The organism is Paenibacillus sp. J22P277 (genome assembly GCF_059383675.1).
Genome location: NZ_JBXENS010000009.1, coordinates 34,170 through 46,623, shown reverse-complemented (window position 1 = coordinate 46,623; position 12,454 = coordinate 34,170). Strand labels below are relative to the sequence as shown.

General features: G+C 61.0%; 10 protein-coding genes. 7 read left to right on the top strand and 3 right to left on the bottom strand.

The window, feature by feature from the left end:
* Window positions 1-11 precede the first annotated feature (11 nt).
* Both AC50YL_RS29735 and AC50YL_RS29730 read left to right on the top strand, forming a co-directional pair.
* Window positions 12-1,463 carry a CoA-acylating methylmalonate-semialdehyde dehydrogenase gene (locus AC50YL_RS29735; RefSeq protein WP_494836797.1) on the top strand — a complete coding sequence of 484 codons (1,452 nt, stop codon included), beginning with the start codon at window positions 12-14 and terminating at the stop codon, window positions 1,461-1,463.
* A gap of 60 nt (window positions 1,464-1,523) precedes the next feature.
* The gene (locus AC50YL_RS29730) at window positions 1,524-2,549 is read left to right on the top strand and encodes a LacI family DNA-binding transcriptional regulator (protein WP_494836796.1); all 1,026 of its coding nucleotides are present in this window, start codon (window positions 1,524-1,526) and stop codon (window positions 2,547-2,549) included.
* 178 nt (window positions 2,550-2,727) lie between these two features.
* On the opposite strand, the gene AC50YL_RS29725 is transcribed toward AC50YL_RS29730, so the two are convergent.
* Together AC50YL_RS29725 and AC50YL_RS29720 are read right to left on the bottom strand one after the other, a co-directional pair.
* Window positions 2,728-4,089, bottom strand: coding sequence for an outer membrane protein assembly factor BamB family protein (locus tag AC50YL_RS29725; RefSeq protein ID WP_494836795.1), 1,362 nt, complete (start codon window positions 4,087-4,089; stop codon window positions 2,728-2,730).
* Between the two features lie 215 nt (window positions 4,090-4,304).
* Entirely contained in the window at window positions 4,305-4,469 is a 165-nt protein-coding gene (locus AC50YL_RS29720; RefSeq protein WP_494836794.1) for a hypothetical protein, read from the bottom strand.
* A 144-nt stretch (window positions 4,470-4,613) separates the two neighbouring features.
* Here AC50YL_RS29720 and AC50YL_RS29715 point away from each other — a divergent pair, with 144 nt between their 5' ends.
* Window positions 4,614-5,513: a LysR family transcriptional regulator gene (locus AC50YL_RS29715; protein ID WP_494836793.1), complete on the top strand. Its 900-nt coding sequence runs from the start codon at window positions 4,614-4,616 to the stop codon at window positions 5,511-5,513.
* Between the two features lie 137 nt (window positions 5,514-5,650).
* On the opposite strand, the gene AC50YL_RS29710 is transcribed toward AC50YL_RS29715, so the two are convergent.
* Window positions 5,651-7,963 (bottom strand): putative bifunctional diguanylate cyclase/phosphodiesterase, encoded by a 2,313-nt coding sequence (locus AC50YL_RS29710; RefSeq protein WP_494836792.1) that lies wholly within the window; start codon window positions 7,961-7,963, stop codon window positions 5,651-5,653.
* 233 nt (window positions 7,964-8,196) lie between these two features.
* Here AC50YL_RS29710 and add point away from each other — a divergent pair, with 233 nt between their 5' ends.
* From add to AC50YL_RS29690, 4 genes are all read left to right on the top strand, one after another.
* Complete coding sequence (gene add, locus AC50YL_RS29705; RefSeq protein ID WP_494836791.1) at window positions 8,197-9,219, top strand: adenosine deaminase; 1,023 nt, start codon at window positions 8,197-8,199, stop codon at window positions 9,217-9,219.
* 164 nt (window positions 9,220-9,383) lie between these two features.
* Window positions 9,384-10,448 (top strand): ThiF family adenylyltransferase, encoded by a 1,065-nt coding sequence (locus tag AC50YL_RS29700; RefSeq protein ID WP_494837140.1) that lies wholly within the window; start codon window positions 9,384-9,386, stop codon window positions 10,446-10,448.
* Window positions 10,449-10,746: 298 nt separating this feature from the next.
* The gene (locus AC50YL_RS29695) at window positions 10,747-10,947 is read left to right on the top strand and encodes a cold-shock protein (protein ID WP_025692494.1); all 201 of its coding nucleotides are present in this window, start codon (window positions 10,747-10,749) and stop codon (window positions 10,945-10,947) included.
* A gap of 205 nt (window positions 10,948-11,152) precedes the next feature.
* Window positions 11,153-12,238 (top strand): AI-2E family transporter, encoded by a 1,086-nt coding sequence (locus tag AC50YL_RS29690; RefSeq protein WP_494836790.1) that lies wholly within the window; start codon window positions 11,153-11,155, stop codon window positions 12,236-12,238.
* The last annotated feature ends 216 nt before the right edge of the window (window positions 12,239-12,454 follow it).

The window sequence follows — 12,454 nt, the reverse complement described above, 5'->3', positions numbered from 1 at the left end:
AGTGAAGACTAATGGCTGACATTCAAACGGTATCCAACTTCATCGGCGGGCGCTTCGTCCCGTCCCGATCCGAACGCACGGAGGACGTGCCGAACCCGGCGACGGGCGAGACGCTCGTGAAGGTGCCGCTGTCCACCCGCGGCGATCTCGAAGCGGCGGTGCAAGCGGCGCAGGCGGCCTATCCGGCCTGGAGCCAGACGCCGGTGCCGCGCCGGGCGCGCATCCTGTTCAAATACCAGCAGCTGCTCGTGGAGCATTGGGAAGAGCTAGCGAAGCTGGTCACGCTGGAGAACGGCAAGAGCTACGGCGAAGCGTACGGCGAAGTGCAGCGCGGCATCGAATGCGTGGAATTCGCGGCGGGCGCGCCGACGCTCATGATGGGCAGCGTGCTGCCGGACATCGCGACGGGCATCGAATCCGCGATGTACCGCTATCCGATCGGCGTCATCGGCGGCATCGCGCCGTTCAACTTCCCGATGATGGTGCCGTCCTGGATGTTCCCGCTCGCGATCGCCTGCGGCAACACGTTCGTGCTGAAGCCGTCCGAGCGCACGCCGCTCACGGCGAACCGCCTGGCGGAGCTGTTCACGGAAGCCGGCCTGCCGGACGGCGTCTTCAACGTCGTCCACGGCGCGCATGACGTCGTGAACGGCCTGCTGGAGCATGGCGACGTCAAAGCGATCTCCTTCGTCGGCTCCCAGCCCGTCGCGGAATACGTGTACAAAACCGCCGCCGCCCACGGCAAGCGCGTGCAGGCGCTCGGCGGCGCGAAGAACCATTCCATCGTCCTGCCGGACGCGGATCTGGACCTGACGGTCAAGGAAATCACGAACGCCGCGTTCGGCTCCGCCGGGGAACGCTGCATGGCGTGCTCCGTCGTGGTCGCCGTCGGCGGCGCGGGCGACGCGCTCGTCGCCAAGCTGAAGGAACGCGCCGAGAGCCTGAGCATCGGCAACGGCCTGGACGAAGGCGTCTTCCTCGGCCCGGTCATTCGCGGCGCGCATAAGGACCGGACGCTCGGTTATATCCAGAAAGGCATCGAGCAGGGCGCGAACCTCGTGCTGGACGGCCGGGAAGCCGCCGCGGCGCAGGGCGCGGGCTATTTCGTCGGGCCGACGATCTTCGACGGCGTGACGAAGGACATGGCGATTTGGCAGGACGAAATCTTCGCGCCGGTGCTGCAGATCGTGCGCGTCGATACGCTGGAGGAGGCGATCGCCTGGGCGAACGCGTCCGAATTCGCGAACGGCGCCTGCCTGTTCACGGGCAGCGGCCAAGCCGTGCGCCAGTTCCGCGAGACGATCGACGCGGGCATGCTCGGCATCAACGTCGGCGTTCCGGCGCCGATGGCGTTCTTCCCGTTCTCCGGCTTCAAGAAGTCGTTCTACGGCGATCTGCACGCGAACGGCAAGGACGGCGTCGAGTTCTACACGCGCAAGAAAATGATCGTGGCCCGTTACTAGTCGTAGCAGACCGTATCCGGGTTATGATACGATGGGCATAAAAAAGCGGGAGACATGAGCATGAAGCCGACGATTTACGACGTTGCCCGGGAGGCGGGCGTATCCATCGCCACAGTGTCCAAGGTCATCAATCGGACCGGCAAAATCAGCGAGAAAACGAGAGAACGCATCTCCGCCATCATGGTCGAGATGGGCTATGCGCCCAATCTCGTGGCGACGGCGCTTTCGAGCAAGAAGACGTTCATGATCGGCCTGCTGCTTCCGGACATATCGAACCCTTATTTCGCCGAGCTCGCGCGCAATATCGAGGATCGGGCGCATGAGCTGAGTTACAATATCGTCATCTGCAACACCGACAATCACGTGGACAAGGAACGCGAATACTTGACCTTTCTCCAGCAGAAAGGGGTCGACGGCATCCTGCTCGCGACCGGGCTTGCCCACCCGGAGTCGCTCGGCCTGGTCACGGACCGGCAGCTGCCGATCACCGTCATTGCCCGCGAAGTGCCGCGTACGCCGGTGAACACCGTGCTCGTCGACGATTTCATGGGCGGCTTCCTGGCGACGTCGCATCTGCTGGAGCTCGGCCACCGGGAGATCGCGATCATCGTCGAGAGCATGGACCTCGAAAGCTCCCGCCAACGGCTGAAGGGCTACCGGGCGGCGCTCGAGGAGCATGACTGCGCGTTCGACGCCAAGCGGGTCGCGGTCAGCGACTTCACGGTCGCCTCGGGGATGGAAATCGCCGGCGGCATCCTGGACGCGCCGGACCGCCCGACGGCGGTGTTCGCCTGCAACGACCTGCTGGCCATCGGCACGATCCAGGCCGCCCGTTCCCGCGGAATTCCGGTGCCGGCCGAGCTGTCCGTCGTCGGCTTCGACAATACGTTCCTGTGCGGCATCATCGATCCCGCGCTCACGACGGTCGGCCAGCCGATCCGCGAGCTGGGACGCCAGGCGGTGGATCTGCTGCACAAGCAGATGAGCGGGGAAGAGCCGGCCCGCCAGCGGGTCGTGCTGCTGCCGGAGCTGGTCGTGCGGGCGTCGACGCAGCCGCCGCTCGAACGGACGCACGCCGTTAAGTGAAGCGCTGCAGGGCAAGCTGCTCCTGAACGGCGTTGCTTTATCGCGAATGGCTGAAGAGCAGCCCGATTCGCGCCGACAGACGAGAAGACCCTCCACGGCCGCCGGCAGGCGGAACGCGGAGGGTCTTCTTTGGCATGAGCGTAGCGGTTTTTTGGCGAAGCCGCGGCAACCGACCGGATTACTTCAAGCTTGCCGGCAGCTTCACGCCGTACAGCGTCCCGCCGGAGCGGATATAGATCATCCCGCCTGATTTCAGCGTGGATTCGAACGCGCGAGAACCGAGCTTGACGCTGAATGCCGGCTTGAACGACGCGAAATCGTAGGCGTCCATCGTACTGTCGGCGCGGGCGACGTAGAGGCCGTTGCCGTACAGGTCGGTCTGCACCGGTTGGACGCCGTTCGGGAATTCCGCGAATTGGCCATTCGCCGTCTTGAGCACCCCGATGCCGTTGTCGTGGATGTTCTGATAGAGCAGCCGTCCGCCGTGGACCGTATAGAGCGGCTGGTAATCCCTCGCGTTCGGGGCAGCCCAGCGCTGCGCGGGTTTGCCGTTCGCGCTGTAGGCGGCGAAGTCGTATTTGGCGACGGCTTGATCCTGATAGATATAGAGGTCGTTGCCGTCCAGGAACGCGGAGCCGCTCGCGCCGCCGAACTGGTAGTGGCCGGGCGTATCGGGCGTGTTCGTCCAAGCGTACACGCGCTCGCCCTTCTTGGCGCCGGTTTTCAAGCTCAACACGGCGATGCGCAGCCGTTTGTTGGCGGGATCATTGTCGCCGACCATGAATTCATCGATGACGGAGTAGACCAGCCCGTCCCTGACGGCGAGAGGCGCGAGCTGGTGGAACGAGGTCCACAGCTGCTTGCCGGTCTTCTTGTCGTAGGCATTGATCTGCGTCGACGACAGCGCGCCTTGCACCACGTAGCCGCGCAGCACGACGCCGTCCGTCTCCGTCACGCCGTTCAAGCCGCCTTCGTATTGGGGAGCGGTCTCGGTCGTTTTCCAGAGCAGCTTGCCGGTCGCCCGGTCCAGCGCGAAGAGCGTCAGATTCTGCGTCACGTAGACCGTATCGCCGATGGGCGCGATGCTTTCCGCCTTGTCCGCGCGGATGGGCGCCGTCCATTTCTTGCTGCCGTTCGTGCCGACCGCATAGATCGCGCCGTCCTTCGTCTGGCCGTAGAGGACGCCTTGCCCGTAGACGAGCAGCGGTTTGAGGGCGGCGCCGTATGTCCACAGCTTCCGCCCGCCTGCGCCGTCGTAGGCGGCGAGCTGCCCGCCGGTCGCGAGCGCGAACACGCGGCCTTCCTCGGCGATCGCCGACGTGAAGGGTCTGCCGTCCTGTTCGAATTGCGCAAGCTTCACCTGCCACAGCGGCTTCGCCGCAGGCGCGGATACCGCGCCGTAGATCGGCGTCGAGCTGGTCAAGACGGATGTCTCCGCATGCGCCGGCGATCCGCCGGCCGGCAGCGAGGCGATGGCGACGGCTGCGGCAAGGCCGAGCGCGGCGAAAGATTTGATGACGAGGCGACGTTTAGTTTGCATAAGGCACCTTCCGTTTCCATAGGTTGTGGTTAAGGCTCCGAGCTTGCTGCACCGGGTATGCCCTTTCAAACGCTTGCCTTCTCCGAAAAGTTGCATGGAATCCCATTATTTATGCAGAAAACGCCGCCTCCCGTGTACGTCTTGTACAGGAAAGCGGCGTTAGCGGTCTGTGTGGAATCGTCGGCTGGTTCTACGGCTTGCGCGTCGGCCCGCCCTCATGCGAAGAACGCCGCCAGCGCGGTCCGTATCCGCTTGAGAAGGCCTTTCGGCTTGGCGGCCGTTGGGATTTCCTTTTCGAACATCCATTGTTCGACCGCGCGTTTGCGAAGCTCCTCTTCCTTGAATTCCGCCAGCTTTTGCTGCTCGTAATGATTTAACATCGTGGATCACTCCGTTGCCTCTTTTATTGCAGTTCTGGTACTCATTCCCTTTCGCTGCTTGAGTGAAAGTTTATCATGTACTTCGACTTCTCAGTTATCTATAATATTCGATAACTACAATCGGTTTTTTCGATGCAAAAGGGTGTGACGGGCATAGACATTCAGCATTTCCTCACGTTTCGCGAGGTGGCCAAGTGGCAGAACTTCACGAAAGCGGCAGAACGGCTCGGCTATGCGCAGTCGAGCGTTACGACGCAAATCCAGAAGCTGGAACAAGAATACGGCGTCGTCTTGTTCGAACGGTTCGGGCGCAGGATGCGGCTGACCCAATCCGGCGAGCAGATGCTGCTCTACGCGAATCAGATCGCCGACCTCTTCCAGGAATCCAAGGCCGTCATCGGGAATCAGGAAGGCGGGACGCTGTGCTTGTCGACGATCGAAACGATGGCGGCCTTTTTCCTGCCCAAGTATCTGCACCGGTTTCGGCAGGTGTTTCCCCATATCCAGGTCATGCTCGAACCGGCCCAGGAGGAACAGGTGAAGCAGACGATCCGGGACGGGGAGGCGGACATGGGCATCATACTCGACGAACCGCTGTCGGATCCGGAGCTGGACAGCATCATCATTCGTCAGGAGGAAATGGTCATCGCGGCGAACAAGGACCATCCGTTCGCGGGACTCGACGTCGTGGAGTGGGGGCAGCTGAGCGGGGAGTCCTTTATCATGACGGAGCAGGACTGCACCTATCGCGGCGCGTTCGAGCGGGAGCTGCGGGCGCGGCGGATTCCGTACCGGCTCGCCTTCGAGCTCGGCAGCATGGAGGCGATCAAGCAGTGCGTATACTACGGCCTCGGCATCGCCCTTATCCCGAGGATCGCGATCCTGTCCGAGCTGGAGAAGGATATGCTCTGCACGGTGCCGCTCTGCATGGAGGGGCTCTCCTTCTACACGCAGCTGATCTATCGCAAGCGCAAATATATGACGCCGTCGATGAAATACCTCATCCAGCTGCTGACGGAGAGTCCGCAGACGCAGCTCGCCTGAACCTGCCGCAACGCATGAAAAAAACCGCCCCACGAAAGGGCGGTTTCTTGTTCTTGCCGAAGCTTCTTCTATTATATGACTCCAAGTAATTCCGCCGTCCCGGGAGGAGGCCAGTCGCTTCGCCCGGGCTCCCGTCCTTACGCCGCGTCCGGCCCATGCTCGCGGAGAATGCGCGCCATCGCGGCTGCCGGTTGGGGCGGATAGTACAGGTAGCCTTGAATGTCGTTGCAGCGGTTGTCCTGCAGGAAATCGAGCTGCTCCTGCGTCTCGACGCCTTCCGCGACGATGGTCAGGTTCAGATGGCTTGCCATCAGCAGCATGGCGAGAATGATCGCCTCGTCCTTCGGTTCCTTGCGGATGCCGTTCACGAACGAGCGGTCGATTTTGATTTTGTCGACAGGCAGCCGCTTCAAGTAGTTGAGCGACGAATAATGGGTGCCGAAGTCGTCGATGGAGATCGTGATCGCCAAATTGCGCAGCTCCTGCAGCGTCAGGGAGTTGTCGTCGCGCATCGCGGTGTTCTCCGTGATCTCCAGCTCCAGATAGACGGGATCGAGTCCGCTCTCGGCGAGAATCCCCTTGATCTGGTCGGAGAGCCGGTTGCGCCGGCTGAACTGGCGCGCGGACAGGTTGACCGCGGTCCGCACGGGCGGCAGCCCGGCGTCCTGCCACGCTTTGTTCTGGTGGCATACGCTGCGGAGCACCCATTCGCCGATCGGCTCCATAAGCCCGCTTTCCTCGGCGATCGGGATGAACAGCGATGGCGGGATGCTGCCGCGCTTGGGATGGTTCCAGCGAATGAGCGCCTCCAAGCCGACGATGCGTTTGCTCTCGATCTCGATTTGGGGCTGGTAGTGGACCTCGAATTCGCCGTTGTCGAGCGCGCGCCGCAGGCTATTCTTGATGTAGATCTTCTCGTCGGCGTTCGCGATCAGCGAGTCGTCGTAGAGGCGGTAATTGTTCTTGCCTTCTTCTTTGGCCCGGTACATCGCGGCATCCGCGTATTTCATCAGCTGGGCGGCGTCTTCCCCATGGTCGGGGAAGAGCGTGACGCCGATGCTGGCCGTGACGAAGTAGTCGATTTCGTTCAGGACGAAAGGCTGCTGGAACAGGTCGACGACCTGCTGCGCGGCCTCCTGCAGCTGGGCGGCGTCCGCGATCGCCGGCACAATGATCGTGAATTCATCGCCGCCGATGCGCGAGAACAGCTCGTCCTCGTGCAGCAAGCCCGCCAGCCGGCTGCCGACCTCCTGCAGCAGCAAATCGCCGCATGCATGGCCGAGCGTGTCGTTGATCAGCTTGAATTGATCCAGATCGAGGAACAGCAACGCGAACGATTGGCCGCGGCTGCGGGCCAGCGCGATCGTCTCCTCGAGCCGCTCCTGAAAGTACGTCCGGTTGTACAGCCCCGTCACCGCATCGCGGTAAGCGACCTGCCGCAGCTTCCGTTCGCTGTGCTCGAGCAGCGTATTCTGTTGGCGGAGCTCGTCCTCCGTCGCGATCAGCGCTCCGTGGGTGGCTTCCAGCCGTTGATTGGCCTCGGTGAGGTGGACGGTACGGTCCTTGACCATCCTCTGCAGGTTTTGGCGCTTGGTCAGCAGCACATACAGCAAATAATTCAGCAAAACGAGCACGAGCAAACCGCTCAGCGCGGTTAATCGCACGCGCGCATCGATGGCGTTCAGCTTGGCCTTGCCCGGCCGCGCGGCGAGCTCCCAGCGGCTGCCGGCCACGCCGATCGCCGCATGTACGGACGAATCGGCGAACAGATCGCTCCGCCCGAACACCTGTCGGCCGCCTGCTCGGACGGCCATGTCGATGCCGCCGTCGCCCGCAAGCCCGGCGTCGTCCAGCATCGGCGGAATATCCAGCACGACGGAGACGAAGCCCCAGAACCGGCCCTCGTCGAAGACGGCCTGGCGGGAAATCATGCCGAGACCGCCGTTTTTCAATGTCATGGGGCCGAGTATGGACTGGCCGCCCCTATCCTTGGTCTGCTCCGCGTTTCGGCGGATGGCGGGATCCGCGCTCGCGAACAGGTTCATGCCGAGAACCGATTCGTTCGACCCGAGCGGGTAGATGAACTTCGCGATGCCGTCCGGATACACGGCTAAATACCGCACGCCGGTCGTCGAGCCGATGAAGCTGCCGGCAAAGGTGTCGAAGCAGGCTTGATCCAAGGTCCGCCCTTCCGCGAGCGTGGCGTCGACGTACGCCTTGAGGCCGTCCGCGAGCAGCAGGCGCCGTTCCAAGGTAAGCTTGAGCGAAGCGGCATGCGTATTCAGCATGGCGGAGGTCTCTTGCCGGTCCTCCTTGTGCAGCATATGGTTATAAGCGTCCGTAATCCACCAGAAACAGACGCCGACGACGAGCGTGACAACGAGCAAAATCAATCGGATTTTGCGGGGATGCGTGAAGCGTGCATGGGACTTCTTGGGCCAATCGTGCATGTGCGGGCTCCTTTCACAAACGACGGAAGGTTCTGGAAATGATCGGCTCCTGGTAGTATTTCGGCATAAATCGACAAATTCCTCCAAGGATTGCTAGAAACGGCCAGCGTGAGTTGAAAAAGCCGTCCGCGGCTACACTAACGGCTGGGGCCGGGAAAGATTCCCGGCAGGTTTCCGCCGTCCCGCGGGCGAATACAAGAGGTAATCTTCGCGAATAAAGGAGTGAGCCGCCAATGAATCCATGGCATTTGCTGCCCAAAGTCGACCTTCATGTCCATCTCGACGGAAGCCTGCGGCCGGATACGGCTCTCGCGATCGCCGAGGCCGAAGGCATCGGGCTGCCGGTCTCGACCGAGGCGGAGCTCATTCCCTACATGCAGGTGGACGACGATTGCCGCAGCCTGCCTGAATATTTGAGCAAATTCGCGTTTACGACCCGTTTCCTGCAGTCCGGCGCGGCGCTGGAGCGCGTGGCGTTCGAGACGCTGGAGCAGGCGGCCGCGCACAATTGCCGCTATATCGAGGTGCGATTCGCGCCTCAGCTGCACCGGCTTAAGGGGCTGCATGCGGAAGAAGCCATCCATCATGTCATCGAGGGATTGAAGCGCGCGGAGCGGCAGTTCGATATTCAAGGCCGGGCGATCGCGATCTGCATGCGCAACCACGACCGCGCGGATAATTTGGCCGTGATCGAAGCGGCGGCCCGATACGCCGGGCGCGGCTTGGCGGCGGTCGACCTGGCGGGCGACGAGTCCTCGTATCCGCCGGAGCTGTTCCGCGACGTCTTCGCGCTCGCGCATAAGCGCGGGTTGCCGGTCACCATCCATGCGGGCGAAGCGGGCGGAGCGGCCAACGTCTACGAGGCGGTCAAGCATCTCGGCGCGTCGCGCATCGGGCACGGCGTCCGCCTGCGGGAGAATCCGGACATTTTGCGGATGGTGCAGGAGCAGCGCATTCCGCTCGAAATGTGCCCGGTCAGCAACATCCAGACCAAGGCGGTATCCGGCTGGGACGACTATCCGATCCGGGAGTACTTCGAGCAAGGGCTGTCGATTACGTTGAACACGGACAATCCGAGCGTCTCCGGGACGGATATCACGCGGGAATACCGCATCGTCGCCGAGAAATTCGGCTTCACCGACAGGGAGCTGGCCGTTCTGATCCGCAACGGAGCGGGAGCGGCGTTCCTGGGGGACACGGAGAAAAAAGCGCTGATGCGGCGCATCGACGCGGACCTGGCGGCGTTGAACTTATAGCATGAAGCGGCAGCGCGTGCCGCGTGAGCGTAACGGTAATCATAGGCGTAACCCCGTCCGGTCGACTTCAAGCGCGTTTCTCCCTTATACTTACGGAAGACGACCATTCGGTCTGGCCGGAACGCCCGGTCAGGCGAGGGAGAGGAGCTGCGGAAAAGATGAGCATGGATACATCCGCTGCGGAGCTGCGGGAAAGCCAGGAACAGGCGGATCGGGAGCGGCGGGAACGCTATTCGCGGCAAATGCTGTTCGCGCCGATCGGCGAGAGCGGGCAGCGCCGGATCGAAGCCGCGCAGGTCGCGATCGTGGGCATGGGCGCGCTCGGCACCGTCATCGCCAATCATTTGGCCCGGGCTGGCGTAGGGCGGCTGCGGATCATCGACCGGGATTACGTCGAGCGGAGCAATCTGCAGCGGCAAATGCTGTACGACGAGGACGACGTGCTGGAGGTTCGGCCCAAAGTCATCGCCGCGGAGCGGAGACTGAAGCGGATCAACGGCGGCATCGCCGTCGAGCCGATCGTCTCGCATCTAACGGCCGCCAATGCCGAGGAGCTTCTGGCCGGTGCTGATCTCGTCCTCGACGGCACGGACAACTTCGGCACGCGCCTGCTGCTGAACGACGTCTGCTTCAAGCACGGCATTCCGTTCATCTACGGCGGAGCCGTCAGCTCGAACGGGATGAGCGCGGTGTTCGTTCCCGGCGAGACCTCCTGCCTGCGCTGCCTGCTCGGCAGCGGCGACAGCGCGGGGGACACGTGCGACACGGCGGGCGTGATCTCGCCGATCGTCGACATCGTCGCCTCCCTGCAGGCGGTGGAGGCGCTGAAGATCCTCGTCGGCGCCGATTCCGCGCGGCGGCAAGGCCTGCTGTCCATCGACGTCTGGCGGAACGGCACGCTCGACATGAAGCTGCCGCCGCCCAGCCCGACCTGCCCCACGTGCGGGCTCAAGCAGTATCCGTCCCTGAACGCGGCGGACGCCGCGCTGCCCGTCACGCTGTGCGGCCGGGAGACGGTGCAGATCGGCGGACGCCGGGGGCTTGATCTGGATGCATTGAAGGAGAAGCTGGCGCGTTCCTGCGCGCTGACCTCGAATCCGTACCTGCTGCGGGCGGAGCTGCCCGAAGGCGAGCGGCTCGTGATCTTCCCCGACGGGCGCGTGCTCGTGCAGGGCACGGAGGACCTGGCGCGCGCGCAGTCGCTGTACGATCGTTACATCGGCTCGTGATTCAAATTTTGGCGAATGGTGTATATAAATGCCAACGGTCGTGTATAATAGCAGAAGCAAGCGGTCGTTGGCTTCCGTGCGAATAACGGAAGAAACATCAAATTTATGTAAAGTCTTGTAAGCTCATTGCAATTCAAAATTAGATATGATACTATGGCCTTAGTCATAAAAGAACCTGAATTCACATATTGAAAAGGGTTGTCATTTTGTGAATGGTACCTTTTTCAATGTGTGATTTTTTTATTTCGCAAACACGAATAAAAAGTACATGTTAATTTAATTTTGGAGGTAATTCCCCATGCAAACAGGAACAGTTAAATGGTTTAACGCAGAAAAAGGCTTCGGTTTCATCGAAGTTGAAGGCGGCAACGATGTATTCGTACATTTCTCCGCAATCGTAGGCGACGGTTTCAAAACGCTTGACGAAGGCCAACGCGTTGAGTTCAACGTTGTTCAAGGCAACCGTGGACCACAAGCAGAAAACGTTGTAAAACTGTAGTTTTACCGTTTTCTTTCGAAAAGCCCTGCGCTTGCGCAGGGCTTTTTGTTTTGCCCGGACATGATCCGTTCCGAAACCGCATAGAATGAACCTCCACAAAAAATATTCGACGGATGGCCATTCCCTGATTCAACCAATTGCCTACGCGTTTAATAAAGGGGTAATGCATTGCAGTCCGTGGGGATAGATGCCGGGAGGTTTGGCCATGTCGGTTCAGAAAGGGTTTTTCCGGGTATGCCTGGGGATTATCGCCCTGCTGCTCATCGTATATTTGACGGCGAAGATCAGTTTTATCTTTCACCCGCTGCTGACGATCTTCAACATCCTGATCGTGCCGTTCATGCTGGCGGGCTTCTGTTATTATTTGCTGCGCCCGATCGTGAACGCGATGGTGCGGCGGCGGTTGAACAAAGTGTTCTCGATTTTGCTTATCTACGTGCTGGTCGCCGCGATTCTGGGTTTGTTCGTCGCGGTCGTATGGCCGACGCTGCAGACGCAGGTAGAGAATTTCGTGAAAGGCGCGCCGGATCTGATCGAGAGCTTCCAGAGGCAGTTGAACCGTTTGCAGGACAACCGCATGCTCTCCTCGTTCGTCGACAAGGATACGGACGTCAGCGCGAAGCTGTCGGAGTACTTGAACGACGCGATTACGGCGGCTTCCAATTACGTGTCGAACATCGTTTCGATCGTGACGAATTTCTTCATCATCATCGCGACCGTGCCGATCATCCTTTACTATATGCTGAAGGAAAGCGACCATATCCCGACTTCGATCCTGCATGTCATTCCGCGGCGGTACCGGAAGGACGGGAAGGACGTGCTGGCCGATATCGACTCGGCGCTCAGCGGCTTCATCGTCGGACGCGTCATCATTACGTGCCTGCTCGCGATCATGCTGTACGTCGGATTTCTGATCATCGGGCTGCCGTATTCGCTGCTGCTGGCGATCGCGGCGTTCTTCCTCAACATCATTCCGTATATCGGGCAGTTCTTGGGCGCGATCCCGACGATCATCGTCGCCTTCACCGTGTCGCCGACGATGGTGTTCTGGGTCGTCGTGGTGACGCTGATCGCGCAGCAGATCGAAGGAAACGTCCTGTCGCCGAGCATCTACGGCAGACGGCTCGACATTCACCCGCTGACGACGATCGTGCTGCTCTTGGTGGCGGGCGAGGTCGCCGGCTTCCTCGGCATCATTTTGGCGATTCCGGCGTACATGGTCGTCAAAATCATCGTGGTGCGCGTCTATCGGCTATTTTTGGCAGAGAAAGTAGAAGAGTTGGTCGATTAGCGCCATTTGCAGCAACGGGTAGCGACGGTTCATTGTACGATGAATGAACCGTTGCTTTTTTGCGAACGACGCGGAGCCTTCCGGTAGTTCGCTGATTCGTTTACGGGTCAGCTTCCTATTGAAGCATGATCGTCACATATGGTTGAACAAGGATGAAGACGCTGAGCGAATCTACGTCTTTTTTTGCTGCGCCCGGCCGAGGCGACGAAGGCCGCG

Coding starts and splice junctions, on each gene's coding strand:
- AC50YL_RS29730 (WP_494836796.1), top strand. CDS start 1,524: ATGAAGCCGACGATTTACGACGTTGCCCGGGAGGCGGGCGTATCCATC.
- AC50YL_RS29700 (WP_494837140.1), top strand. CDS start 9,384: ATGGATACATCCGCTGCGGAGCTGCGGGAAAGCCAGGAACAGGCGGAT.
- AC50YL_RS29695 (WP_025692494.1), top strand. CDS start 10,747: ATGCAAACAGGAACAGTTAAATGGTTTAACGCAGAAAAAGGCTTCGGT.
- AC50YL_RS29735 (WP_494836797.1), top strand. CDS start 12: ATGGCTGACATTCAAACGGTATCCAACTTCATCGGCGGGCGCTTCGTC.
- AC50YL_RS29725 (WP_494836795.1), bottom strand. CDS start 4,089: ATGCAAACTAAACGTCGCCTCGTCATCAAATCTTTCGCCGCGCTCGGC.
- AC50YL_RS29710 (WP_494836792.1), bottom strand. CDS start 7,963: ATGCACGATTGGCCCAAGAAGTCCCATGCACGCTTCACGCATCCCCGC.
- AC50YL_RS29690 (WP_494836790.1), top strand. CDS start 11,153: ATGTCGGTTCAGAAAGGGTTTTTCCGGGTATGCCTGGGGATTATCGCC.
- add (WP_494836791.1), top strand. CDS start 8,197: ATGAATCCATGGCATTTGCTGCCCAAAGTCGACCTTCATGTCCATCTC.
- AC50YL_RS29720 (WP_494836794.1), bottom strand. CDS start 4,469: ATGTTAAATCATTACGAGCAGCAAAAGCTGGCGGAATTCAAGGAAGAG.